Origin of the sequence: Treponema ruminis (genome assembly GCF_014201975.1) — a bacterium.
Lineage (GTDB): Bacteria > Spirochaetota > Spirochaetia > Treponematales > Treponemataceae > Treponema_D > Treponema_D ruminis.
Map to the genome: position 1 here is coordinate 225,093 of NZ_JACHFQ010000001.1, position 25,516 is coordinate 250,608.

18 protein-coding genes are annotated in these 25,516 nt (G+C 45.8%); 2 read left to right on the forward strand and 16 right to left on the reverse strand.

The window, feature by feature from the left end; genetic code table 11:
• Position 1 precedes the first annotated feature (1 nt).
• On the forward strand, positions 2-478 hold the full coding sequence (ispF, locus tag HNP76_RS00850) for a 2-C-methyl-D-erythritol 2,4-cyclodiphosphate synthase (protein ID WP_184656500.1): 477 nt from the start codon (positions 2-4) through the stop codon (positions 476-478).
• Here ispF and HNP76_RS00855 read toward each other — a convergent pair.
• From HNP76_RS00855 to ilvY, 10 genes are all read right to left on the reverse strand, one after another.
• Positions 473-6,643: a SpiroCoCo family coiled-coil protein gene (locus HNP76_RS00855; RefSeq protein WP_375781881.1), complete on the reverse strand. Its 6,171-nt coding sequence runs from the start codon at positions 6,641-6,643 to the stop codon at positions 473-475. The genes ispF and HNP76_RS00855 overlap by 6 nt on opposite strands.
• A 43-nt stretch (positions 6,644-6,686) precedes the next feature.
• Positions 6,687-7,355, reverse strand: coding sequence for an HAD family hydrolase (locus HNP76_RS00860; RefSeq protein ID WP_184656504.1), 669 nt, complete (start codon positions 7,353-7,355; stop codon positions 6,687-6,689).
• 107 nt (positions 7,356-7,462) lie between these two features.
• Complete coding sequence (locus tag HNP76_RS00865; protein ID WP_184656506.1) at positions 7,463-8,767, reverse strand: type 2 periplasmic-binding domain-containing protein; 1,305 nt, start codon at positions 8,765-8,767, stop codon at positions 7,463-7,465.
• 125 nt (positions 8,768-8,892) lie between these two features.
• A complete protein-coding gene (locus tag HNP76_RS00870) occupies positions 8,893-10,074 on the reverse strand; it encodes a hypothetical protein (protein ID WP_184656507.1) in 1,182 nt (393 codons plus the stop codon).
• Positions 10,071-10,478 (reverse strand): ExbD/TolR family protein, encoded by a 408-nt coding sequence (locus HNP76_RS00875; protein ID WP_184656509.1) that lies wholly within the window; start codon positions 10,476-10,478, stop codon positions 10,071-10,073. Before HNP76_RS00875 ends, HNP76_RS00870 begins: the two co-directional genes overlap by 4 nt.
• Before the next feature lie 7 nt (positions 10,479-10,485).
• Complete coding sequence (locus HNP76_RS00880) at positions 10,486-11,097, reverse strand: MotA/TolQ/ExbB proton channel family protein (protein ID WP_184656510.1); 612 nt, start codon at positions 11,095-11,097, stop codon at positions 10,486-10,488.
• 12 nt (positions 11,098-11,109) lie between these two features.
• Positions 11,110-12,825, reverse strand: coding sequence for a hypothetical protein (locus HNP76_RS00885; protein WP_184656512.1), 1,716 nt, complete (start codon positions 12,823-12,825; stop codon positions 11,110-11,112).
• Positions 12,826-12,827: 2 nt separating this feature from the next.
• Positions 12,828-15,671 carry a tetratricopeptide repeat protein gene (locus tag HNP76_RS00890; RefSeq protein WP_184656515.1) on the reverse strand — a complete coding sequence of 948 codons (2,844 nt, stop codon included), beginning with the start codon at positions 15,669-15,671 and terminating at the stop codon, positions 12,828-12,830.
• 11 nt (positions 15,672-15,682) lie between these two features.
• A complete protein-coding gene (locus HNP76_RS00895; RefSeq protein WP_184656517.1) occupies positions 15,683-17,065 on the reverse strand; it encodes a DUF8515 domain-containing protein in 1,383 nt (460 codons plus the stop codon).
• A 59-nt stretch (positions 17,066-17,124) separates the two neighbouring features.
• Positions 17,125-18,018 carry an HTH-type transcriptional activator IlvY gene (gene ilvY, locus HNP76_RS00900; RefSeq protein ID WP_184656520.1) on the reverse strand — a complete coding sequence of 298 codons (894 nt, stop codon included), beginning with the start codon at positions 18,016-18,018 and terminating at the stop codon, positions 17,125-17,127.
• Positions 18,019-18,116: 98 nt separating this feature from the next.
• Between ilvY and HNP76_RS00905 the strand changes: the two genes are divergently transcribed.
• A complete protein-coding gene (locus HNP76_RS00905) occupies positions 18,117-18,692 on the forward strand; it encodes a hypothetical protein (protein WP_184656523.1) in 576 nt (191 codons plus the stop codon).
• 348 nt (positions 18,693-19,040) lie between these two features.
• Here the strand turns inward: HNP76_RS00905 and proC are convergent, their stop codons facing one another.
• From proC to HNP76_RS00935, 6 genes are all read right to left on the reverse strand, one after another.
• Complete coding sequence (proC, locus tag HNP76_RS00910) at positions 19,041-19,829, reverse strand: pyrroline-5-carboxylate reductase (RefSeq protein WP_184656525.1); 789 nt, start codon at positions 19,827-19,829, stop codon at positions 19,041-19,043.
• A 228-nt stretch (positions 19,830-20,057) separates the two neighbouring features.
• Entirely contained in the window at positions 20,058-20,852 is a 795-nt protein-coding gene (proB, locus tag HNP76_RS00915; protein WP_184656526.1) for a glutamate 5-kinase, read from the reverse strand.
• Positions 20,853-20,929: 77 nt separating this feature from the next.
• Complete coding sequence (locus HNP76_RS00920) at positions 20,930-22,678, reverse strand: carbohydrate-binding domain-containing protein (RefSeq protein WP_184656528.1); 1,749 nt, start codon at positions 22,676-22,678, stop codon at positions 20,930-20,932.
• A gap of 148 nt (positions 22,679-22,826) precedes the next feature.
• A complete protein-coding gene (locus HNP76_RS00925; RefSeq protein WP_184656529.1) occupies positions 22,827-23,420 on the reverse strand; it encodes a hypothetical protein in 594 nt (197 codons plus the stop codon).
• 7 nt (positions 23,421-23,427) lie between these two features.
• A complete protein-coding gene (locus HNP76_RS00930) occupies positions 23,428-24,492 on the reverse strand; it encodes a helix-turn-helix transcriptional regulator (RefSeq protein WP_184656531.1) in 1,065 nt (354 codons plus the stop codon).
• A gap of 72 nt (positions 24,493-24,564) precedes the next feature.
• The gene (locus HNP76_RS00935) at positions 24,565-25,506 is read right to left on the reverse strand and encodes a hypothetical protein (RefSeq protein ID WP_184656532.1); all 942 of its coding nucleotides are present in this window, start codon (positions 25,504-25,506) and stop codon (positions 24,565-24,567) included.
• Positions 25,507-25,516 lie beyond the last annotated feature (10 nt).

Genomic DNA, 25,516 nt, shown 5'->3' on the forward strand with positions numbered 1-25,516 from the left:
GATGATTCGAGTTGGATTAGGTTACGACAAGCACGTCCTCACGGAAGGCCGCAAGTTGATTTTAGGCGGAGTAGTAATTCCATATGAAAAAGGCGAGGCTGGCCACTCAGATGGTGACGTGCTTTTGCATGCAATCACAGACGCTCTTTTGGGAGCCGCAGGTCTTGGCGACATAGGCTCATATTTTCCGCCCTCGGATCCCCAGTGGAAGGACGCTGACTCTGCGATGCTGCTCAAAAAATGCTGGCAGGATGTAAAAAAAGCAGGCTGGTCACTTGGCAACCTGGACTGCGTAATCGCCCTTGAAAAGCCCAAATTCCTGCCCTTCCGTGACCAGGTTCGTCAGTCAATTGCAGATATTCTTGAAGTTTCAAAAGATCAGATTTTCGTAAAGGCCAAAACCGGCGAGAAACTTGGCGATGTAGGCCAGAGCCGGGCCGTAGAAGTCTGGTCGGTCTGCCTTCTTGAAAAATTATAGCCCCATTTCGATTACCATTTCAACTTCGCCTACGCTGCGTTTGAGGCGTTTTGCAATCTCATCGACGTTCCAGCCCATTCGTTTAAGCTGAATGATTGTTTCCTTGTCTTTTGGTGAAAGGCGGGTATTTCCAACTTCGGTTGTACCGCCGGAAGCAATCGAAGCATCAACTTCAGTCTTTGTAATCTTTTCAAGCATGTCGAACTTTTCGTTGATTTCCTGAGAAAGATTTGTGAGACGGATTTCTGTGTTGACGATTCCCTCTTTTGCCTTCTGAACCTGCTCAGTGCGCTTTTCGGTCTCTTCAAGCAGTTTCTGAAGGGAAGTAATCTGCTCGACGGCATCGTTGATTTTGCCGGAATTTTCGGTAATTTCATCGATGCGGGCCTGAATGCTTGTGATTGTTGAAGGAAGATTGTCAGCCTGATTCTGGATTTTGTCGAGACGGCTTTCAACATCCTTAAGGTTATCAAATGTTTTGTCGACTTCACCGGAAATCTGTTCCAGAATTGCCTGCTTCTTATCGAGGCTGTCACAGCGGCCGGAAATTTTATCCAGAGACTCGTGGAAGCTGCGGACTGTCAGCTGCAAAGACTGCAAATCTGAGTTCGTTGTCTGCAATTCACTGATTTTCTGGTCCATGTTGTCACTGAGGGAAACAAGACGGTTGAAATCACGCTCGATTGAGTCAATCTGACCTTTTTCTGCCGTAAAGCGGGCAAGTTTCTGGTCAATATCACCGTTGATTTTCTGGATATTGGTGAACTGACTTTCAAGATCGTTAACGACAGAACGATATGTTTCGATTCTGCCAAGCTCGCTCTTGATTCCTTCGATTTGCTTTTCGAGGCTGGCCTGCAATTCATCAGCTTTCTGATAAATCTGCATTCGTGCTTCGAAATTCTTAACCTGGCTGTCGATTTCGCTGAAGCGGCTCTGAAGGGCATCGGCGGCATTGTTCATCTGCATGATTGTCTCGCCCTGCTTTTCAGCAAGCTTGTCCTTCATCTGAGAAATCTGAGTCTGAATCTCACGGATTGCATTTGCGGAATCAGCATTCTGTGAGTTGATTCGCTCCTGGGTTTCGGCAAGAATCTTCTGATATGCTTTCTGCTGGTCGGTAATCAGTTTTTCTGATTCATCCTTGAAGCCAGCGACAGAATTCTGAATCATGTCCTTCAACTGACTGATATTTCCAGAGATTTCTTCCTGGTCAGAATTTGCCGAACGCTTGAATTCCTCGAAATCAGCATTGAATTTCGATTTGAGTTCAGTAAGAGCCTGCTCAGCTGACTTGCTGATATTCTCGAATTTTGAGCCGTAAAGAGCCTTTGACTGCTCAAACTGATTGTTAAGCTGAGTGCTCCATGCCCGGAAATCTCCGACCATGGCATCGATGTTGGCCTTGTTTGCCTCGCTTCGGGTGAGCAGGTCCAGCTCCAAATCCTTGATTTTAGATTCGTTTGTATCAGTAAATTTGGTGAGGAGCTCGTTGAGTCGCTCGCCGTAAGTTTTGAGTGTGCCCTTGATGTATGAATCCGAATTTGTTGTAGCGGCATCCAAATCAGAGCGGTTCTTTTCACGGAAGTCATGCATTTTCTGCTCGACTTCGATAATCTGAGCCTGCAAATCGTCATTGGTCTTTTTAATCATCGACTCGTAGCGTTCAAGAGTTTCGCGTGTCTTTTCAGTGAGGTTTGTAGTGTGGGTACGCAAATCCTCGGCGTATTTGACTTCGAGCTGACGGCGTTTTTCTTCTTCGTCAGACTGCAAAATCGACATTTTTGAATCGAAATTCTCGCGCCATGAATCAATATTGGCATCGATTTCTTCGCTTCGTCGGCGCAAATCTTCGCCATATTTCTTTTCAAAGGCATTGAGGGCCTGGCTGACGTTTGTACTTGCCGATTCCTCAAGAACTTTGAGCGAGCTTTCGAGTTCGTTCAGGCGGCCTTCCGCAATTTCTGAGTCTTTCTGGATTGCATCCTGGAACTGACCGTGGCGGACAGCCTGTTCCTCGGTAAATTTATTGAATTCGTCGAGAACCCGCTTCTGTGTGTTTGCAAGTTCCTGCTTGAGTTCTTCTTCAAGAGCATCGAAATCAGCACCGGTCTGCTCAAGTTTGTCAAAGCGGTACTGCATTTCCTTTTGATAGGCTTCGAGCTGACGGTCAACAGCCGTGAAAAGCTCTGATTTTTTGGTATCGTAAGAAGCCGCGATGTTTTCAAGCATGTCCTTGAGCATTTCGTTGATTGACTTAATCTGCTGGTCAGACTGCAATTTGAAAGAATTGAGCTGGTCAGTGGCAGCCGCAACGGTTTTTGTGATTGTAGCCGCAGCCTCGCTGGCACCTTCCGTTGATTCCTCAAGATTGCGCTTAACTTCGCTCAGAGTTGTCTCAACCTTTTCGTTTGCGCCAGTTACGCGGGTATCAACACTGTTTTCGAGGGCAGAAATTCTGGTCTCAACCTCATTTTCAAGATTTTCGACCTTTCCGATGACCTCGCTCTGCAAATTAGTGACCTTATCAACAACATTTTCCTGAAGGAAAGTAACTTTTTCGGAAACATTTTCCTGCAGGGTGCTGACTTTTGAATCAACCTGCTCTTCCAAATCAGAGACAATCTGCTGAACGCCTTCCTGCATTGAGTTGACTTTTGTATCAACCCGGTTCTGCAAATTAGTAACCTGCTCAACGACATTCTGCTGAATCTCAGAAACCTTGCCGTTAACAGCATCAAGAAGCTGCTGCATCTTTTCACCGACGCCCTGGTCCAGTTTTGAAACGTTCGAATTAACTTCTTCGTCAAGAGCCGCAACTTTTCGCGCAACTCCATCGACAATTACAGTGACTTTTGACTCTACGATATTCTGCAGGCCGCCGACTTTCTGCTGGACGATTCCCTGGAGCTCGTCGACTTTTGCCTTTACGTCACCTTCAAGACCGCCGACCCTGCCTTCAACAAAGTCCTGCAGGGCAACGACCCGGTTGTTAACTTGACCTTCGAGGCTTGAAACTGAATTTTCAACACGCTGCTGCAGGTCAGTGATTTTTTCGATTACGCCGTCTTCAAGATTGGTTGACTTGCCGTTGACCAGGTTCTGCAGGATTTCAAGTTTTTCTGCAACTGAAGTGTCGAGGCCGGCAACTTTTGACTCAACCATTGACTGCAAATTGGTAACCTGCTGGTTAACTCCGGATTCAAGACCAGCGACCTTTGAATCAACGATATTCTGCAAATCTGCAACTTTCTGGGTAACTCCGTTTTCAAGACCAGAAACCGTAGAATCAACCATAGTCTGCAAATCATTAACTTTCTGAGTGACACCGTCTTCAAGGCCGGAAACAGTAGAATTAACCATAGACTGCAAGTCATTGACTTTCTGAGTGACGCCGCCTTCAAGACCGGAAACTTTTGAGTCTACCATTGACTGCAAGTCACCGACTTTCTGAGAAACGCCGTTTTCAAGGCCAGAGACTTTTGAATCAACGATTTCCTGCAATTTCTCGACTTTCTGGGTAACGCCCTCTTCAAGACCGGAAACTTTTGAATCAACCATTGTCTGCAAGTCGTTGACCTTTTCTGCAACACCGCCCTCAAGGCCAGAAACCTTTGTGTCTACCATTGACTGCAAATCATTGACCTTCTGGGTGACTCCGCTTTCAAGGCCAGAGACGGCAGAATCTACCATATTCTGCAAATTATTTACGCGCTGAGTAACGTCTGTTTCCATGCCGCCGACTTTTGAATCGACAATCGTCTGCAAGTCATTGACTTTCTGTGCAACACCGCCCTCAAGGCCGGAAACTTTCTGAGTAACGCTTTCTTCGATTCCGCTGACTTTATATTCAACGATATCATCAAGATCAGCGACCTTATCGCTTACCTTCTGCTCAAGCTCGTTGATTTTTGTATCGACCGCACTTTCAAGAGAGAAGACTTTTTCGTTTACGCGGTTTTCCATTCCGTCAACTTTTGAATCGACAAGGCCCTGGAGAGAATCGACCTTTTCGTTGATTCCGCTGACGATTTCGTTAACCTTGCCGTCAACATCGTAATCAAGGCCGTTGACCCGGTCTTCAACCGTCTGAACAAGAGAATTTACCTTGCCGTCGACAGTACCGTTAAGTTCTTCGATTTTACCATGAACTGAATTTTCGATTGACTCGATTTTCTGGTCAACATCGCCCTGCAAGCCGGTGATTTTTGAAACAACTTCCTGCTGCAAGTCATTGACCTTTGTTTCGACGCCCTGTGCAAGTCCTTCAAATTTTGAAACGACTCCAGACTGCAATTCCTCGAATTTACCTTCGATTCCGCCTGAAAGATTGGCAAGGCGGCTTTCAACGCTTTCTGCCATGCCCGAAACTTTATCTTCAACTTCCTGCTGGCGGGCAAAAATATCGTTGGTGAAATTAGTTACGCGGACATCAACATCGCCCTGCAAACTCGAAACTCTTCCATTAACTGCACGCTGAATCTCGTTGACGCTGTTCTCAACAGAATCATGCAAATCGGTGACTTTTGTGTCGACTTCGTTCTGCAGGTTGGTGATTTTGGTAACCATGTCACGCTGCAAGTCTGTGACCCGATCTTCGACACCCTGGGTGAGACCGTTGAATTTTGTAATAACGCCTGTCTCAAGCTCGTTGAATTTGCTTTCGATTCCAGTAGAGAAATTTGTAAAGCGGTTTTCGACATTTTCGACCAGACCTGAAACTTTTGACTCAACTTCGGTCTGTTTTTCAGTGATTCCGCTGGTGAAATTCGTTACGCGCTCATTGATTTCACCCTGCATTCCGTTGATTTTTTCTTCAACGCGAGATTTAAAGAGATTAAGATGCTCGTCTGAAATCTGCTGGTATTTTTCGTAAGCGGCAGATTCCTTTTCGTCGGCATTTGCAATAGCCTTCTGATAAAGCTTGGCGTAACGTTCCTGAAGGGTCTGAATCTGCTTGCCGAGATTTGCCCGCAGAGATTCCAGAGTTTTGCCGTTTCCGCTTGTTTCGGCCGCAAGTTCCTTTGCCGTAGCCTTTGCCGCAGAAAGAGCGTCGCCCAGCATCTGACGGATTTCCGCATTGCCCTGAGTGAACTGCTGATTGAGAGCCTTTGCCCTTTCCTTGACTCCCGCATCGATTGCAGAAATATCGTTTTCAACATTTGCCGTAATTGCAGAAACTTTCTGTTTTGTGTCCTGCTCAAAATTGCTGATTTCGCCGTTGATGTTTTCAGTGAGGGCCGTAAGCTTTTGCTTTGACTCCTGGGCAAGTTTGTTGACTTCGCTGTCAAAATTAGAAGTGATTGTAGAGATTTTCTGATTGATTCCCTGCTCGAACTCAGTGATTTTGGCATCGCTTGTTTTTTGAGAAGCAAGAATCTGAGAATCAATCTGACCGGCAAGATTCTGAGCCTGCTCACCGAGAGTTTTGAGGACTGAGTTTTTGCGGGCTTCGGCAGCCTGTGCCAGCTGATTGAATGAAGCTTCTTCCAGAGTCTGTGCGCGGTTTGCAGCCTGCTGGTATGCCTCGCGAATGGAATCTTCAAGATTCTTTAAAAGTTCGTGGCTCTTTGCCTCGGCCGCATTAGCAGCTTCTTCGAGGGACTTAGCCTGTTCCTTGTACTGATTGAGAAGTTCTGTTCCGATAAGCTTGAGGCTTTCGTTGTTTCGTTTTTCGAAGGCAGAATTGATTTCGGGGATTTTGTTTTCGATTCGGTCGACTGCCTTTTCCTGACTGCTGAGCCTTGAATTGAGTTTTTCGATGATGGCGGACTCTTTTTTGAGCCTCATGAGGTTCTCTTCGACGTTCTCAGTCATTTCCATGAGTTCAGAGAGGACTTTGCCATAGGCGTCTATTTTTTGACTGATTGTATCTACGGCCTCAAACTGCTTGTCAAATTCGGAGCTGGCCTTGTCAAATTCTTCTATTTGACCGTCAAGACGTTTGACAGCCGCTACAGCCTGAGCCTGCTGAGTTTCAAGATTTGCTGAGAGTGAATTTAAGCGCTGACCGCGCTCCTCGAACAGCCGCTCGATTTCCTTTTTTTTGTTTTCGACGAAGACACGGATGTTATCATTTGTTGGATTTCCGCCGCCCAACTTTCGCATTACAAATGAAACGGACGCAGATGCTACAATAGACAATAATACTGCAAGAGCTAACACTTTTTTATCCCCACCCAAACTTTTTTAAAGTTAGTCAAATATATTATAACACACTATTTAAAAATTGACGATAGTTCGAGAATGAAATATCAGCTTCTTTGATTTTTTTGCTGAACATTCGTTTTAGCGGAGAGGCAATTATGGCGCTTTTCATGCCGGCATTGTTTGCGCCGCGGACATCAAAATGAACGCTGTTGCCGACATAAAGAATTTCACTCGGCTCCACTTCCATTGCCATTGCCATTACACCGAAAGGATATTTTGACGGTTTGAGAGCACCAATAGCCTCGGAACCAAGAATTAAGTCACAATAAGGAATAAGGCCCCAGATATCCCCCTTTTGGCTTGGAGGAAAATCAGAAAGAAGGGCGATTTTATAGCCTTTTTCGCGCAGGGTTTTGAATGTTTCATCAACGTGCTTGAAAGGCTTGATTTTTTCAAAATATGGAATGAGGCCGTCGTAAGCAATGAGCTTAATCATTGCCCTGGCCCTCAGTGAAGAGCAGCCCAGTTCTTCGGCCATGAGCCGGCCCTGATACTCATAAAAATCAGGAAGGGGAGCCGTTCTGTGCATGATTCGTCGCACACGATTGTAATGAATATAAAATTTGAAATGCCGGATAATATATGGGATAAGGCGGATATAAAGAGAAAAAGAGGGATAAAGAGTGCCGTCAATATCAAAAGCCACGACTTTTATGTTTCCGAGCATAACGCAACTATTATACAGTATTTTTCCGAATAAATCAAAAAAAAAGCCGCCTCGAAAGGCAGCTTTTTTAGAAAATGTTCATCAATCTGAATGAACTTTATCTATCCTTATTTTTTCAAGTTTGGATAGCGCTCTGTAACTGACATGTAGAAGTTGTCCCAAGCTTTCTGCTCGTCAACTTTACCGTTGAAGTAGTCAGCCATTGCAGCCTGCAATGTCTCAGCCATACCCTGGTCGTACATAGACATGTTGTTCTTGTTGATTGATTTAGCAGAAGCCAAGAAGAACTTCATGTGGTTCTGTCCGCCCAAGAATGGGTTCTGGTAAGAGCTGTTAGCAACTTTTGCCATTGCATCTTCGTTGTTTGTGAAGTCACCAGCCTCTTTAGCGATTTTCTCTGCAACTGCACCGTCACATGTCAATGTCTTCATGATGTCACGGATCAAGTCGATGTTGTCTGAACCTGCTGCACCACAAATCCAAGTGCCACCCCAAGAGAAGCCCTGTGGGCCTTTGCAGAATGCCCAGTCACCATATGAGCCGTTTCCGAGAGCTTTCTCGCCGTTTGGATTGTCGAGAGTTGCTGGAGCGAGACAGAAGTCGATGAACCAAGCTGGTCCGAAGTATCCGAATACTTTACCTGTTTTTGTAGCACCAGCGAAGCTTTCTGCTGACCAGAGGTTAGCTTTGTTGTTGTAGCCGTTGTCTGTGTATTTTTTTGTCATTGTTACCCAGCGTTTGATCTGTGGGTCAATAACGATCTTGCCTTTTTTGTCTACCCATGCTGATTTCATGTTGTCAGAGAATACGCGGAATGCGTCATCATAACCAGAAAGCATGAAGTATCCTTTTGCTTTTGCATCTGCTGCAACTTTGTCGAATTTATCCCAGTCAGAAAGTGCTTTTCCTACTTCATCTGGATCATCTGTACCGATAACGTCTTTAGCGATTGAGCGACGATAGATGAATCCGCCCGGACAAGCCTGCCAAGAAACACCCTTGAGTTTGCCTTTAGAGTCAGTCATAACATCCTGAGTGTATTTGTACTGTTTAGCAAGGTCTGCATCTTTGAGACCGATGTCTTTCTTAACATCCAATGTGTATGGTGTGTCAACATATTTGAGAGCGTAGTCAGCCTCTACAAGGAAAAGGTCGATTTTGTCATCAGCTTTTGCCTTTTTCTGAGCCAAGAGAGCTTCGTCGAGTTTCTGCTGATAAGCGCCACCCTGGTTTGGTGTCATAACCCAGTTTACTTTTACATCAGCTGGAAGTTTTGATGCATAGTAGCTGTTGAATCGGCTCTGGAATTCTTCGTTCCAACAGTAAATGTTAAGAACTTTTCCCTGTTTTTTTGCAGCGAAGAGTGATGCCGCACATGTGATAGCCAAAGCGGCTGCCAACAATTTTTTCATGTTTTGTTCCTCCTTTTTTTGAACAACACAATCTACAACGTTGTAGACTGTAATTCAAGTATAGCTCATGTTTTCGCTTTGTCAAGTTTTTTTTTCGAAATTTTTTGGGGTGCCTTTTGCCGCTATTACTGCTTCTGGATGGTGTACTCGAAGCGAGCGAGGCCGTCATTAGGTGCGGATGCGAAGCGCCAGCGGGAAATTTGCTCGCGGATTTCCATTGAAACCAGAGACGGAAGGATGTCCGGGGAAATTTTTACGCTTGTGACGGGAATATTTCCGCTTGCAGAGACTGTGAATGAGACTGTCAGGCGTTTTGTGCTGTCAATCAGGGCTGCGGCTTCTTTTGAAAGGATGATTTTTGGCTCAGCCGGCTCCAAAAGGATTCGCGGAGTGCCGTCGGACATCTGGAGGGAAACTTTTCCGTCAGAAGATGTGCCTGTATTTGCAGTTACATTTGAAGAAACGTCGCCTGATTTTGAAGAGAATTTATGTGCTGAAACTGCGCCAGCCAGGGCCGAGGCGGTTGACGAACTTGCCTTTTGGCTTGAAGCTGATTTTGCAGAGCTTGAAGCCGAACTTGCGGCCGTTGATTTTTCGCTTGAAGAAGCGGCGGCACTTCCAGAGAAGGCGTTTTTGCTTGAAGATGCAGAAGATGTATTCTTTGCGACTGCGCTTGAATTTGAAGATGAAGAATTTCCTTCCATATCATCAAACTGTGACCAGTCGAATTCTTTTTTGGCAGCCTTTTTTGGAGCCTGCTGTTCGGCCAAAAGTTCTTCCATGCTCTTTTGAAGCTGCTGTTCAACCATTTTTGGATGCTCGACCGGCTTGGTCTGGGCTTTTTTTGTCGGCTGAGAAGCAGATTTTGCCGGCTCGGATTTTTTAGGCTCAGCTTTTTTGGGAGCGGGCTTTGACTCAGCCTTTTTAGGCTCGGCCTTCTTTGCTTCTGCCTTTTTAGTTTCTGTTTTCTTTGGCTCGCTCTTTGGCTTTGACTCTGCCGCTTTTGCTTTCGGGGGCGTTGCGGGAGTGTCCACCGCATAGGGGGTAGCGGAAGACTGCGAAGCAGGCTGTAGTGAGGGGGAGACTTCCCCCTTTTGCTCGGATTTTTTTGGCTGAGAAGTTGATGTTTCGGTCTTTTTTACCAGTTTTTCAGATTTTGTGGGAGCGTCGAGACGGATTTTAATTGTCTTGAAAGGCTTGGGCGCAAAAAGAATGGCACCAATATAAAAGAAGAGAAAAAGTAAAATCCATACTAGAATCGTTCCGACAAATCCTGCTATTGCCGGCTTCTGCTCGACCTTTCTCATTTGTCAGTCGTCCTAAGATTTACGCTCACAAAGCCTTCGGTGCGGAGGACGTCAAAGACTTTTACGATTGAGCCATTGGTTACGTTTTCGTCGGCTTCGAGGGTGACCGGATATTCTTCCTTTTTTTTGCCCTCGGTGTCGAATGCGGCGAGTTTTTTGCCCAAAGTGCTGAATGAAACCTGCTCGTCATTGAACCACATTTTGCCGTTTGACTGGATTGTGATTGTGATTCCGGCTATGTCCGCGCCCTGAGCCGTTTCGCTTTCCGGCAAATTGACGTTGATTGCAGGAAGAACCGCGAAAGTGGTCGAAACCAGGAAGAAGAGAATCAGCTGAAATACGACGTCAATCATCGGCGTGAGGTCAACGGCCGTGCCACGCTTTTTTCGGTTTGATACTTTCATAGGCAGCCTACATTACACGACCTGTGAGGCGGAGAATGAGTTTTGTGACTGTGCCTTCCATTTCGGAAACGCATTTGTCGGCCTTGCGGGAAAGAGCGTTGCTGAAAATGAGCGACGGAATTGCTACGAAAAGACCGGCAGCCGTTGTCATGAGGGCTTCGGAAATTGAGCTTGCGAGAACGGCTGGGTTTCCCATTGTGCCGCCTGAGCCGAGAACGCCGAAAGCCTTGATGTTGCCTGTTACGGTGCCGAAAAGTCCCAGCAAAGTAGAAATGTTTGCGATTGTGCTCAAAAGGGTGAGCCAGTGGTCAAACTGTGGGGCTACAGCATCGATTTCGCACTGAACGATTTCGCGCATGTCGTCTTCGGTGAGCTTTCGGCAGCCGAGAGCCTTGCGGACAACCTGAGAAAGAGGCGTGCCAGCCTGAATGCAGAATGCCTCTGCTGAAGAAAAATCTCCGCCAGCAAGAACTTCCTCGAGATTTTTGCGGAGCTCGCGGTCCTTTTTTTGGATTGAAGCGAAATAAACGAGTCGCTCGATGATGATGTAAGTCGCCAAAAGACCACAGATAAGAATTGGAATCATGAGGATTCCGCCAGATTTCAACAAATTAAACATATTTTTCCTCTTTTAGAATTGGAATTTTACCAGCAAGACCGCGTTTCCAGACGTTGTTATGAATTCGGAATGTGCCCAGTCGCGGCTTTTTCCACTGGCTAATTTTATTACATCATTGACTTCAAAGGCAAGACTCAAGGCCGGTGCCAGACGGACTCCAGCCCAGGCTGAAAGGTCGGGGCAAGTGTCGGCGTCCTCGCCAAAAGCGACTGCCATTGAGGTTCCTGCGTTCCATTTTGCGCTCAGGCTCTGGTATTCAGCTGAGACTGTGACTTTCTGTCTGTCTTCCAGGCTTGGAATGTCTTTCCAGAATGATTTCCACAGAAGTCCGAGCTTGAAGGCTGAAATGTCTGCATAGAAAGCAAGATTCGTGTTGATTTCGGTGCGCTCTTCTGGAGCGATTTGGTATAGTCCGATTTGAGTAAAGTTTCCGTCCTCTTTTGGAAGAGAAAGCAGGGCTTCCTTGTATTTGACCTGCCAGAATCCGTTTTCAAAAGCAGTTTTTCGGAATTCAAAGCCAGCTTTTGCCTCAAAAGCCGTGAGGATCGGCAGGCTCAGGTCGACTGTCGTAAAGAAGTCGCTTGTTTCGCATGGAAGGGCCGGAGCGGCTGCAAATTTGTATTTGTTCTCAAGATTGCGGATTTTTTCCTGATATGAATCGATTCCGCCGCGGGCTGAGATTGTGATGAACCTGTCGTCGGTGAAGGATTCTGTCTTGAAATCGAGGCGGCCCGTGCAGGCTGGAAGGACAGATTTTGAGCCGATTGCAGTTCCCAGAATCAGGGAAGCATCTGCGCCCAGGGAAATAAAGTCGTTTTCCCATGAGACGTCAAGCTTGAACTGGCCGCGGTGTGTCCTTTCCGAGCTGGAAGATTCTTCGATTTTCATGAGGTTGTCTTTTTGAGCCAGATTGCCCTGGAAGCCGTAAAAGCCTGTGAGCATGGCCTTAAAGCCGTCGCCGTCAGTCCAGCCGAAGCCTAGATAAGGATTTACGTCAACGATTTTTGTACTGTCCAGGAAATTTTCGTAGGTTACGCTGTCCTGCATGACTTCGCCGTAGCGGTTGAACCAGGCGCCGTTTGCCCCGTAAGAAATGAGGAAGCCTTTTTCCGTTTCCCAGTCAGAGCCTGCATCTGCATAAATCGTGTGCTTAACCATGTCGGAGAATGAGTCTGACTTGAGCTGAAGGCCGTCGTCGCTCATTTTATACTCGCCTTCAACGTGGTGAGTTCCTCGCTCACCGAAGAGGGATTTTTTCCCCTTTACGGATGTCTCGCGGGCAAAATAGCCCTGGTCAGCCTTTTTGCGGGCAAAGCCCTCAGAACCTTCGTGATTAAAGTCAATTTCAAATGGAGAATTGCCCGAAGCCCGGTAAATTGAAAAGTCGCCCTTGAAATAGAAGGGATAGCCGGCTCCAAGCTCGCCCTGAGCGTAAATGTCCTTTGCCTGTGCTTCCTGGCGGTTGTGGTTTTCCGGCAGATTTTTGGGAGTCTTAACTCCTTCCATTTCCGGCAGCTGGACTTCCGGTGCAGAATTTTCCGGCAAAATCTTTGTGTAGTCAGGAACCGAGTCCTTGCCGGCAGTAAAAGTCTTGCCGTTTACGACGGTTGTTACATCAGGAAGCTCGATTTCTTCCTCGATGATTTCATTTGGAGCCGTATTTTTTGACTGTGCAGAAAGCGCAAAGGCCGCCGCAAAGAAAATTGTATTCAGTAATATTTTTTTCATTATTAAAGTCCTCCCGCAATTTTTTCAGCATCAAGCGTGTATTTATTTTGTGGGTAAAGTTTTTTCATTTCCTTGAAAGTCGCTTTTTCGTCAGCGTAAAGCCCGGCCGCATCAAAAGATTCAACGGCACCGTAAAAACTTCTCGCTGCGTTTTCGTCATTTCCGGCCTGGCGGGAGAATTTTGCCGCCTCAAGATAGGTTTCAGCAGATTTTTTGTTCTCCCCTTTGAGCCTGTAGGCATCAGCAAGGAAAATAGCGTTCTTCATGCTTTCCTCGCTTTTTGAAGGATCATTCCTTGTTTTTGCAAGCGATTTTTCTGCAAGTTTTACCTTGTCTTCTATAGAAACAGCGCTTCCCGCTCCAAGTTTCTTTAATTCACTGACTTTTTTGCCGATTCCGTCGTTTAAAGCCTGAGAACCGTACTCGTCAATCATTCTGTTGGCCATTTCCAGGGCTGAAACGTAGTCGCCGGTCTTCTGATACAATTCGATGAGATTCTTTTCTGAACCGTAGCGGTATGAAGTTTCGGCTTTTGAATCAGTAATCTGCTGGTAACGAAGGATTGCCTTTACGTCGTTGCCTGATTTTGCAAGGGAATCAGCAGAAAAATAAATTGCGGCATAGGCAAAGCGTCCGTCCGCCCAGTTTTTGCTGTAGAACTCGAAAAGTCTTGCGGAATTTGAATAGTCTCCGGCCGAGTAAGCGATTTCGGCACGGCGGTAGGCAGATTCCTCGGCGATTAAATTCGCTTCTTTTTCTGTGAGGGAAGCAAGTTCCTCAAAATATCTGTCGGCCTGGGCTGCACTTCCCTTTTGAACCAGGATTTCTGCGCTCCGGTACTTGCACTCCCAGCCAAATTCAGTTTTTTTGCTGATGTGGGGAGAAAGAAGGGAGAGGGCCTCGTCAAATTTCTTGCCGTCTGAAAGGATTCCTGCGGCCAGAATAATTGACTCCTGCTTGTCCTTTTCGTTTTTGGCAGTTTTGATTGCCTTTTGTGAGGCAGAAACCGCCTGGCCTTCATTCTTTGAGAAGGCAGCTGCGCGAGCGACCGTCATGTAAGCCGACCAGATGAAGGTGTGGGTTGGATTTTCTTCTATAAAATGGTTGAGGCTGGAGACGGATTTTTCGTATTCTCCCAGCTGATAGAGGGCATAGCCGTGATAAAACTGAGCATAGGCAACGTAGTCTTTGTCCAGAGTTTTTGAGGAAAGGACTTTTGCAAATGAAGCCTGAGCCTCCCGCCAGTTATGCTGGTTGAATGAAGCCAGGGCACTCAGATAGACAGCCTCGTCGCCCTTTGCCTTTGAAGCCTGCTGCTTGGTTGAAACGTAGTGGCCTGCAATCAAAAGGGTGCGCGAATAGTCGAGTCGACCGTCATTATCAAGCTGATTTTTTTGACCCAGCGAATAGAAAATCAGGTCCGCATCGTGGTATTTTCCCTGCTTGGCAAGGGCTTTCGCGTAAAGGTTTAAGAGCGACTTGTCTTCGATTTTATTGTCTTTTTTGTAGTTTTCGATTACGGCAGAAGCCTTTGCAACTTCGCCGGTCTCGTATTTTGCCAGGGCGAGCCAGTAAACTGCATTTTTTTCGATTTCCGGATTGCTGGACTTGAGGCATTTTGAAGCGTAGCTTTCGCAATCCTTCCAGTTTTTGATGTAGCCGTTAAAGCGGGCAATTGAAAGCAGGATGGTCTCGTTTTTGGAAGCAGACTTTGAAAGGGCGGCTTCTGCAAGAATGGCAACCGCAGCCTTTGCTCCGGCATTTTTATCTTCGTTTGTGATGTAGGCTATTTCGGCACGGTAAACGGCGGCAATTTCTTTTTGTGAGGAAGATGCGTTTTTCTGTGCGTCCTTGAAATATTCCAGTGATTTTTTGTAATTCTTGGCGTTAAAAGCGTCAACTGCAAGTCGGGTCCAGAATTCAGAAAGAAGATCCGGGAATTCTGCAAGACGGTATTCAGCGCGGGAAAGGACTTCGCCAGCCTCAGAGCCAACCTGATCCCGGTGGGCCGTAGAAACAGCGTAGGCTTTCTGCATGGCACTTGCGGCCAGGGCAGCCGGAGCATTTTTGATTACCCGGCAATATTCGTCGTAGGCGGCCTTGTAAGAGCCGAGGATTTCGTAAGCTTCGCCTTTCAGAATCAGCAGGGAGAATTTGGTTTCGTCATCGAATTTTGCGTTTTCTAGAGAGGCGACAAGTTTTACGCATTTCTGGGCATTTTTTGAATCAGCTGTAAAATTGTAGCTTTGTGCCAGGGCAATCGCGGAATCCTTGTAGTCTTCGATGAAATATTTTCCGCCGTTTGAAATCACATATTCATAAAGGGGAATTGCATTTTTGTAGTCTTTTAATTCGATGTAGGATTTTCCGCCGTGAAGCATGGAAAGGGCAAAATAATCGAGGGAAGATTCGGCTGTTTTTGAGCTTGCCTTTTCAAGTTCCCTAAAAATCGCAGCGGATGAAAAAAAGCATTTCTGGGCACTGGAAAACTGTCTCTGGACGAAATATCCCCGGCCCAGCCAGTAAAATTTTGCTGAGTTGAGCTGGATGGTCTCAGGATTTATGCTTTCGCCCTTCATCTGGTATTTTTGAAGGATGGCGATTGAATCTTCGGTGCGACCCATTTTGAAAAGACTTTCGCCCTCGTAGACCGCAGCCCGGAAAGCGGACAAAGAATCTTTTTCGTGGCGGAGGATTTCTTCGGCATATCGGACGACACCCGGATAAAATCCTGCCTTGTAACTGTCTTTCATGAGGGCAGAAAGATTTTTGTTCTCAGAAAAGACAAATTCAGAAACAAAAGTAAGAATCAGGAAAATTACTGAAAATTTAAATCTTCTATTCATAAGCGGCAATATTATAGCGGAGAAAAGCGGTCAGAAGAAAGCACCCTCGTCAAATGAATGAAGCAGTCCGGATATTTTTTGGTGAACTGGGCAATCGTCATTTCCTGACCATTTTCGAAAACAGTGCAGCCAAACTGACAGTTCTTGTCAAAATACGGGAAAATAACTGCTGATGAGTCGAAAACCTTGAACTCAGGCCGTCCGTCTCCAGCCTTGACTGTTCTTCTTACGGCCGCAAGATAAAAATAAGTCGGCTCGCTAACGCCAAGAACGTAGAGCAAGGGCTTAAGGTATTTGATTTCGTAGCCGGAATTTTTAATGTAGCCCGCAACTGACGTAATTCCTTTTGCAGAAACTTCAGCACTGAAGGGCTCGATGTTAACGTCAACTCCGGTCTGCTCGTAAAGATAGTTTCTCCGGGTTTTGATGGAAACGCTAGCTGCGGCCAGATTTCTGGTCCAGTCGAGTGAATGGAAAAGACTTTCGTCCTGCCCCCTGATTCCTGCCACTCCAAGAGGACTGACGGAAGTTGTCGGGCGGAGAAGAGGGGCAAGATAAGTGTAAGTTCCAGAGACAGGCACGATCGTTCCGTCAACGACCCATTTTGTAAAACCTGAATGATTCATGGTGAGGATGTCATTTTTTACATCTTCTAAATCAACATCGCGGGGCTCTCCTGCAAGTTTTCCGCCAATGTAGACAGGCTTTCCCTGCTCGTCATAGCAGCCGTCCTTAACCTGCTTGATTCTTGCAAGGTTTTTCTTGATTCCATTGACCATGACCAGATTTCCATGATACTGCTCAGGATGAATATCAGCATACTGCCATGGAAGGGATTTTTCTGTCAGGGAAAGAACTGATGCGAACGAAGCGGTGTAAAAATAATCGAAGGAAACTCCGATTGGAACTCCGCGGGCAGCAAAACAGCCCTGAATCACATAGTCGGCAAGGGTCTTGTTTCCACCCGGATAGAACTGAACGTAAACGTCGCTGTCTGCGGCAAAATAATATCGGATTCGGATTGCCTTTCCAGTAACTGAATCCTTCATCAAAATCCAGCTTCCAGGTGCGTCAGGCGGATATTCGTTCACTTTCTTTTTTTGGATTCCGTCCTGAGTGTACAAGTCAACGGAAATTGCAGTTTCCGGAGCTACTATAATAGAAAAGATTTCAGGAGTTTCTTCCAAGCGGACCTGAAAAACCTGCCCGATTGAGTTGGCCCTGAGTTCAGTGTGGTTCTGGCGGACATTTTCAAGAGGCTGCTCAAACCAGTTTTCGACGAGAGCCTTTCGGATGACAGATGAGTCGGGAACACGAAGTTTATTATTCTGAGCCGAAAGAGGCAAAATGGCACAGGCAAGAAATGAAATCAAAAAAAGACGGAAGCGTTTCATTCGAGGTCTCCAAAAATAAATTTTCTCTCTTTAATTTTCGGAAAAAGATTTGAAGAAAGTTAGCGCATTTTATCCAAGATTTCGTTCACAGCCTTTCGGATTCGCTTGAGTGATTCGCTGCCGGTGATTTCCTTTTTCTGAATGAAGCCGACTTCGTAGTAGCCAAGAGCATTGCCCGCAGAAAGGCAGGTAAAGCCCTTGTCGTAGGGGCCGTTTGTGAGGACGATGTGGGGAATGAGGCCGATTCCGATTCCCAGCTGGACAAGAGCCATGATTGCCTCGTTTCCTTCGGTTTCAGCGGCAATTACAGGCTTTACGTTGCGGCTGGCAATCCAGGTGTCAAAACGTTCACGAGCAAGACCGGTTTTGGGCAAAATCAGCGGTACTGAGGAAACAATGTCCTGGGGGCTGCCGGAAACATTTTCGTACTTTCCACCGACACTGGCGGCAAAAACAAGCGGAGTGTGGCGGATTGGCAGGGTGTCAAAACCGCTGAGCCCGGTCTCTGGAATTGCGGCGACTGCAAGCTCAGCCCTGCCCTCCTTTACGGCATTGATTGCACCAGCCGGATCACCGGTTTCAATTTCAAGATGAATCTGGGGATATTTTTCAGAAAGTTCCTTTAAAAACGGGGGCATAATCGAATAGCAGGCCGTAACAGAAGCGTAAACATGAAGGGAACCGGCAACCTCGCTGCCCTGAGACTTAAACGAATTAAGAACATCTTCCTGCTCGTCCAGGCATTTTTTTGCAAAATGGGCAAATTCCGAACCCTGGGGAGTGAGCTTGACTTCGCGGTTGTTGCGCTCAAGCAAAGTCGTGCCGGTTTCATCCTCAAGACGAGAAATCAGGCGGCTCAAGGCTGAGGGGCTCAGGTTGACTTTTTCTGCGGTGTGGGCGAAGTGCAAAGTTTGAGAAAGGTTTAAAAAAGCGTTTAATTCGAAAAAATCCATACCATCAGTATATCGGAATTGTCAAAAAAATCAGCATTTTTCTTATTGTAACAACGTTTATACTTAAAAAAAACATTTGTCAGACATGGAGGAATATAATGTTTAAGAAATTTGGTATCGCACTCGCTGCATTGTTGATTGGCGGCATGGTTTTCGCTCAGGAATCAGCAGATTTGAAGGCAAGCGCAGCTTCTGCAGGCAGCGTTGACGCAACTTGGGCTTGGAACGGCCGACCAAAAGGATGCAAAATCGGCGAGGATATGAACGTATTCGCAAAAGCTTTTGAGATTCCTAGCGGAACAGGTTCTGTAAAAGGCGCAAAATTCGAAATGATTAAAGGTGAGGCAAAATTCAAGACTGAAGACGGAATCACTGCAATCTATCACAACAACGGCTCTTCTGCACGAATCGAAAACATCGAGAAAAAACGCAAGGCAGAGTATGCAATCACAATCGATGACGCCGCAACAATCGAATTCGGCGTTACAGGAAACGGTGGAAGAGAGCCAAGCCGCTGCGTAGTTGTAAAACAGGGCGACACACAGCTCCTCGCAATCGACAATCTTGACCAGGACGACCCAATCAAAACAATCACATTGAAGAACGCTCCAGCTGGAACTTACCGCATTCTCGTTCAGGGTTCAAGAATCGTAACAATCAAGGCAAAGAACTAGTCAAATACCAATTAGGGATTATTCGGCTTAAATCAAAAAAGACGGCCTTACGTCGACAACCTGCCCCAAACCTCGCAGTGAGCATAGCTCAGGCGAGTTTGTGTCAGAATCCAAACGAGCACGATAACGAAAGTGCTCGCGACTCCGGCCGTCTTTTTTGTCTTATACGGATATGCTTAATTGTCATTTGCTATATAAAAGAAAATGGCGCAAGTTTTTCTGGCTGCCGCTGTTACGCAGACTAAGAAATTCCCGCACGGATGCGGGCAAAAGCTAGAAAATCCGCAAGAATTTTGCGAGGCAAAATTCTTGTCACGACATGGATGTCGGAACACGGCGGAGCGGGTTTTACTTTCCGAGAGCAACGGACCGGCTGTTTGCGGCTGTTACGGCTTCGATTACTGCGTTGCGGAAATTGTTCTTTTCGAGGGCGGCTACGCCTTCGATTGTTGTGCCGGCAGGGGAACAGACCATATCTTTTAGAACTGCCGGGTGGGTTCCGCTCTGCAAGACCATTCCGGCTGAGCCGTAGACTGTCTGGGCGGCGTAAGTGTAAGCCTGGGCGCGCGGCATTCCACAGCGGACTGCGGCATCGGCGAGAGCTTCGATGAACATGAATACAAAGGCAGGTCCTGAACCGCTTACGGCTGTAACGCAATCCATGAGTTTTTCAGGCACTTCTTCAACCTTTCCGGCTGCTCCCAGGATTTCCTTTACATGAGAAAGCTCCTGCTCTGTGATGTCGTCCTTGCAGGTGATGGCGGTCATTGCCTCGCCAATCTGAGCGCAGACGTTGGGCATCATGCGCACAAAGCGGGCGTTCGGAGCATAGCTCTGCAATTTTTCGATTTTAACTCCGGCTGCCATTGAAATTACGACTGATTCGGCACCGATGGCGTCCTTTATTTCATCAAAAACATCACCCAAAAACTGAGGCTTTACGGCAAGGAAAATGTATTTTGCGGCGAGTGCCTCTTTGTTTGTCTCAACGAAAGTACAGCCGTTTTCTTTGGCGAATTTTTTGCCCATTTCGGCGTTTTTGTCAGTTACTTTGATTTGATTTTTATCAAATTTTTTGCAAACGGCACGCATGATTGCGCCGCCCATAGCACCAGTTCCGATACAAGATATTGTCATAATTTACTCCAAAAAGAATTTATTGGCTGTCACAAAGAACAAATCTTCGGCTGTGTCAAAAAAGTCTTCCAGCGAGAACGCGCCACAAAACTCGCGGTGAACAAGTTCAAGCGAGTTTTTGTCGCAACCTCGCTTCCGACTTTTTTGGCATTGCTGTTTATTGTGTTCTTTGCATCAGTCGGATATGTGCTTTTTGGTGTAATTTGTGCCAAAAAGCATAGGTTTTTCTTATTCTGCCAAAAATAGAGTGCCCTTGGCTGTGCCGTCGGCGAGCTTGTCCAGAATATTTTCGGCGCCGCCGTTGGCTAAAATCATCGGGATGCCGTATTTTGTGCTTTTTGTAGCTGCCTGGATTTTGGTTTCGATTCCGCCGGTTCCGAAAGCGTTTGTTTCGCCGATTGTGATTTTTTTGCGAAGGTCTTCGATTGAACTTACGCTTTCAATCAGCTGAGCCTTAGGATTTGTCTTTGGATTGTCAGTATAGATTCCGTCAATGTCGCTGAAAAGAATCAGCAAATCTGCGCTCCAAAGGATTGCAGTGATTGCGCTCAGGTTGTCGTTGTCGCCGATTGCAAATTCGTCGGTGGAAACCGAGTCGTTTTCGTTGATGATTGGAACTACGCCCTCGTCAACCAGAGTGAAAAGAGTGTTACGGATGTTGAGGGAGCGGTGGTTGTCTTCAAAATCTTCTTTTGTGAAGAGAAGCTGACCGATGTGAAGGTCCTGCTCGGCAAAAGCCTTACGCCACTGAGCCATGAGCTCAACCTGACCGATAGCACACAAAGCCTGACGGAAGTGAACGTCCTTTTTGCGCGCCCATTCCTTGAGGGTAGAAACGCCAGAAACCTGGGCTCCCGAAGAAACGACTACAATCTGCTTGCCTTTTGCGATAAGGTTCTTGCACTGGCGGGCAAAGGAATGCATGAACTCAGTGTTCTGGGTGCCGTCTTCCTTTGCAAGAGTGTTAGAACCGATTTTGATTACGATTTTGCGTGATTCATTTAAGATTTGAGAGATGTCCATATAAATCCTTGTTACTCTTGATAATAACAAATTGCAGAGGATTTGGAAACAGCACCCTATTGAATTACAGCAGATTTTTACCTGCGTCCGCCCGGCATTCCTGAATTCATGCCTCCTGGATTTCCGCCGCCACCGAATCCGCCCATTGAAGAGGCCTGAGTCGTTGCAGTTGCAGAAATGCTCGAACCGCCTGAAACGCTTGCAGGGAAGTAAAGCCCTGAACCGGAAAGAATTTCTGTTCCACTGACAGAGCCGCCTTTTACAAAGCTGTAGGACTTTCCATTTTCAAGTTCAGAACTGATTAAAAGGGCCGCAGAATAAGTCTGTGGGGAAAGCAGGGCAATTATTCCGTTCACGCCCAACGATGAAGACGAATTTCCAAAGGATGTTGAATAAATATAAGGAACGGTTGTGCTTGAAGGAAGACATTCATTGAACATATCCGATGAGCCCATGGCAAAGACCGTTCCGCCGGTTACGCTGAAAGAATAACTTCCGTCGCCGCAGTCAATCGGAGAATTTCCGCCCCCGGTCTGACTTACAACAACTGTGCCTCCAGAAATCACGATGTTTCCGTTTGAATCCAGACCATCCCCCCGAGCCTTTACGAGCAGGAATCCGTCTGAAATCTTTAAATTTCCGCCGGTAGCACTTACATTTATTCCGTCATCGAGGGCTGAAACAATAGTTTTTCCGCCGGAAATTTCAACGATGGACTCGCCTTCGATTCCTTCAGCTGCAAATTTGACGATTCCGCTCTCTGCAACTCCATCCGCGTCATACCATGAACCAGATCTGTTGTCATCGCCTGTAAATCCAGTTACTCCGCTCACAGTAAATGTATTTGTACCACCGGCAATGTAAACGCAGGGGGCATTGAGTCCCTTTCCATTGTAAGCTGTTGCACTTATTGTTCCGCCATTGATTTTGATATAGCTTTCCGGATAATCATCATCGTCAGTTTTAAATGCATTTGCTTTTCTGACATCGCTTGTCGAAATTATGCCTTTTCCATCAAAAGTGATTGTACCGCCATTCACGATAATTCCCTGACCGCCGAACAAGCCGTTCTTTCCCGTTTCAGAAGACGAAAGATAATTTTTTAGATTTAAAGTACCCTTTTCAATCGTAAGGATTCCGTCTTTTGAGGCAATGCAGTTTTTGTAAGCCTGTGTGACTGAAAGAGAGCCATTTCCAGAAATTGTAAGGTTTCCCTTGCTGTAGAGACTTCCTTTTGAATCACTTCCGTCTTCAACATAATACTGTGAAGTTTCCGCATATTCTTCCTCGCCGTAGCCGTAGCCGTAGCTTCTTCCGTCAACAAAAACGTTCGTTCCACTTAGATTTACGATTGCAGCCGAGCCTTTAGTCACTTCAAGACACGGATAATTTGAAGAATTGATTGTTACGCCGCTTAAATTTACAGTAACCGAATCACTTCCGTTAGATTGAATTTTTATACCACCGGCATTCATCGTTCCTGAAATGGTTATGGAAAGAACGGATGTGAAAGCTGTCGCATCAATTTTAATCAGACCTGTTTTTGTGGATTTTACAGAAATCGTATCAGAATATAATTTTAAATTTGAGCTTGTTATTTCTGACCAAAGCGAATTGTCGCAGGAAATTTTCCCATTTGTCAAATCAAGATAAAGCATGGATGAAATGGAATTTTCCTGTCCCGCAGCAGCAGCCTCATCCGTCTCAGAAGCAGAAGTTGAGCTGGAAGAAGCCGAATCTCCAGACTCATCATCAGTGGCACAAGAACTCAGACAGAAAGCTCCAAGAATCGAAATCAAAACAGAAATCTTTGTTAATTTTTTCAAAATAATACCCCCTTATTTTCGGTCAAATTTAACTTAACTCGTCAATGCAGAAAAATCAGTTAAAATCCCCGATTCTTTAAAATCTCTAAACAAAATCTTAAAGTATGAGAGGGCAAATAAGATAATAATGGCTGATTTTGAAGGGCTTTTACAAGAAATGTTGGGGTTCCGTTTTCAATTCGCCCTTGTGAGCAAGCGTGTAGGCAATGATTCCCGCGCACCAGCTGAAAGTTGCGATGAAACTAAAGAAAATCGCGGCTCTTAACGACGGAACGTAAATCATCGAAATAAAATAGCCCGAAAAGCCTGCGATACTGCCTGTCATGTCGATTAAGTTGTCGTAGGAAGCCCGGTCATCGCTTTTTTTGAAGAACCAGGCTTTTGCGCCCTCAAAAATCTTGTCGCTGATTCCGCCGAAAAAGACGTACATTCCCATGCTCAAAATCCAGAAAATGAACATGTTCAAAGTGGCTTCGGAATAGACAAAATAGAGAATGCTTGCGGCTGCCTGCATCATAAAAAACGGGAGCATGAGCGGAAGAAGCCTGCGGTTCCATTTTGACCACATAAAGCCGAGTAAAACACCGCCGCCCCAGCCGATTATGCTCTGAAGCGAAAGCAGCCGGGGAGAAAGAACTGCGTAGATTTCCTTGTTGATTACGGAAGATGAAAGACCTGTGAAAAGATAATAAAACCCGTCGGCGGCCAGAAGAGGGGCGTACCGACGGATATCAAGCAACATATTCGAATTATTCTGCATTTTTTGCCATTTTCCTTACGATTTCCTTCCATTCGGCTACGAACCAGTCAGGCTCAAGAGGTTTTGCTTCTCCACCAAACGAAAGAAGCCATTTTTGAACCGGGAGCCACTGAGAAGTCGTGAAAGTCAGAATCGATTTGTCATGTTCCGAATCTTCTTCCAGAATCTGATTGTCCGACCAGACATATTCGCGGACAATTTTTCTTGCATCACCGTAGAATTCAATTTTAAAGTCAAAATAATCGTCGTACTGAAAAGCCCCGAATCTGCCCTGCTCTGTTTCTTCATGAAAGCGGAAATTCGGCGGAAGATCAAAACTCCGGGAAGTTATTACTTCGACGCCGTGCATTTTGGAAAGGTTGAAAAGGCGCGGATTATCCGGCTCTGTGCGTCTGGCTCCGTAAAGATAAAGGGAACCTTCATCAAGGACAAGCTGAAACGGCATGATTCTTCTGTGGCGTTCTTCCGGCTCCCATTTGCTGTTGTAATAAAAATCAAGCATAAAATTGTTTTTAATCGCAAAAAGGACTTTTTCACAAGCCTCTTTTTCAAGAACAGGCTTTGGACGGGTAGGAACAAAAATCCGGTCATAAATTGTAAGAGCTTTTGAGTCTGCTTCCTCAAAATCCAGTTCACCTTCTCTCACAGGCTCGGCTTTCTTTTCTTCATCAAGATTCAATGACGGACTGATTTTTTCGAGAAGAGTCTGAATTGACTTGAAAATAAAATCCTCAGAAGAATGTTGCCCAATCAATTTTTTAACCAGATGCAGGGCAAGAATTTCATCATCAGTAAAACCGGATGAAGGAAGTTTGTAGGTCTTTGTGTAATGCCAGCCATACTTTTTTGCATCGTATTCGAGGGGAGCGGCAAGCTCATTCTTCATGTAGCGGAAATCCCGGCGGAGAGTGCTTTCAGAAAGAGCCGGGTCGCGAAGAATGGAACGGAGCTTTTCAAGAATGTCATCAAAGGAAATGGTTTCACCCGAAGAAAGGAGAGAATCAATCAGGCGGAAGCGTTCAAGCTGTGTGTGCGATGTTTTGTGACCGGGCATGTGTGCAATATATCACGGATTTGCAGGAATTTCAAAACGGCGGCAAGGAAAAGCCCCTGCCGCCACTTATCACTATCGTTTTGCAATTGGTGCGTTATTCAAGCCAAAGTGACTGCAGGTAATAACACCATTCCTAGCGTCTTTGGAATTTATTGTAATAGTAAAATCTTTACTTGATGCAGTATAGGAATCACCGTTTTTAGTAACTGTGTAAGATTCTGATAGAATCTTGTCCTTATAGTCCGCCTTATAGTCCGAGAGTCTGCAAATCATAACCCCTTTGAGTTTGTCCTTTTCAATCTGAATGTCAACAGAATTATACACATTTGATAAATCATAGCACATCCATTCAGTTCCCTTAAAAGGATTGTCCTGAGAAGAAGCAGCTGATTCACTCGGCTTTTCTTTTGTTTCTCCTGAATCTGAATTATTCTCAGAAACTCTGGTAAATGTTGAAATCAGTTTCTTTCCATAAGTGCTGCCAGCTTCTTTTCCATAAAGCTTCAAGTCATTTCCAGTTAATTCCCAAAAATAATTAATACCATCATCTGCTTTCAAATAAACAGTTCCTTCGCCGTCTTTTGAAATGTCACCAGTATAAGATCCTTTAAGAAAAATCTCCCTATCCACGATTTCCACAACAGCAAGGTTTGATTTTAGATAATACAGGACATATTCACCTTTCGTTGGTATTGTTCCCTTAAAGCTGGCCAGAATTTCAGAAGCAGCAGGCTTTTCAACTTTCGTGTCGCCACTGCTTCCGCCTGTTTTTCCTGTTTCGCTGCCAGAGTTTTCATCTGTTTTTACTGTTTCGCTGCTAGAGTTTCCGCCATCATCATCGCTAGAACAGGCTGCAAAGCCAAAAACCAATGCTCCTGCAAGCAAGATTGCCAAAATTTTCTTAATTGCTTTCATTGAAAGCCCCCTTTTTTCATAAAATTTAAAACTATTATAACGGGGGGGGTAGTCATCTAATGACCAATGAGGAAAATATTTTTTGATGTCCTGCCACATGGCAACCACG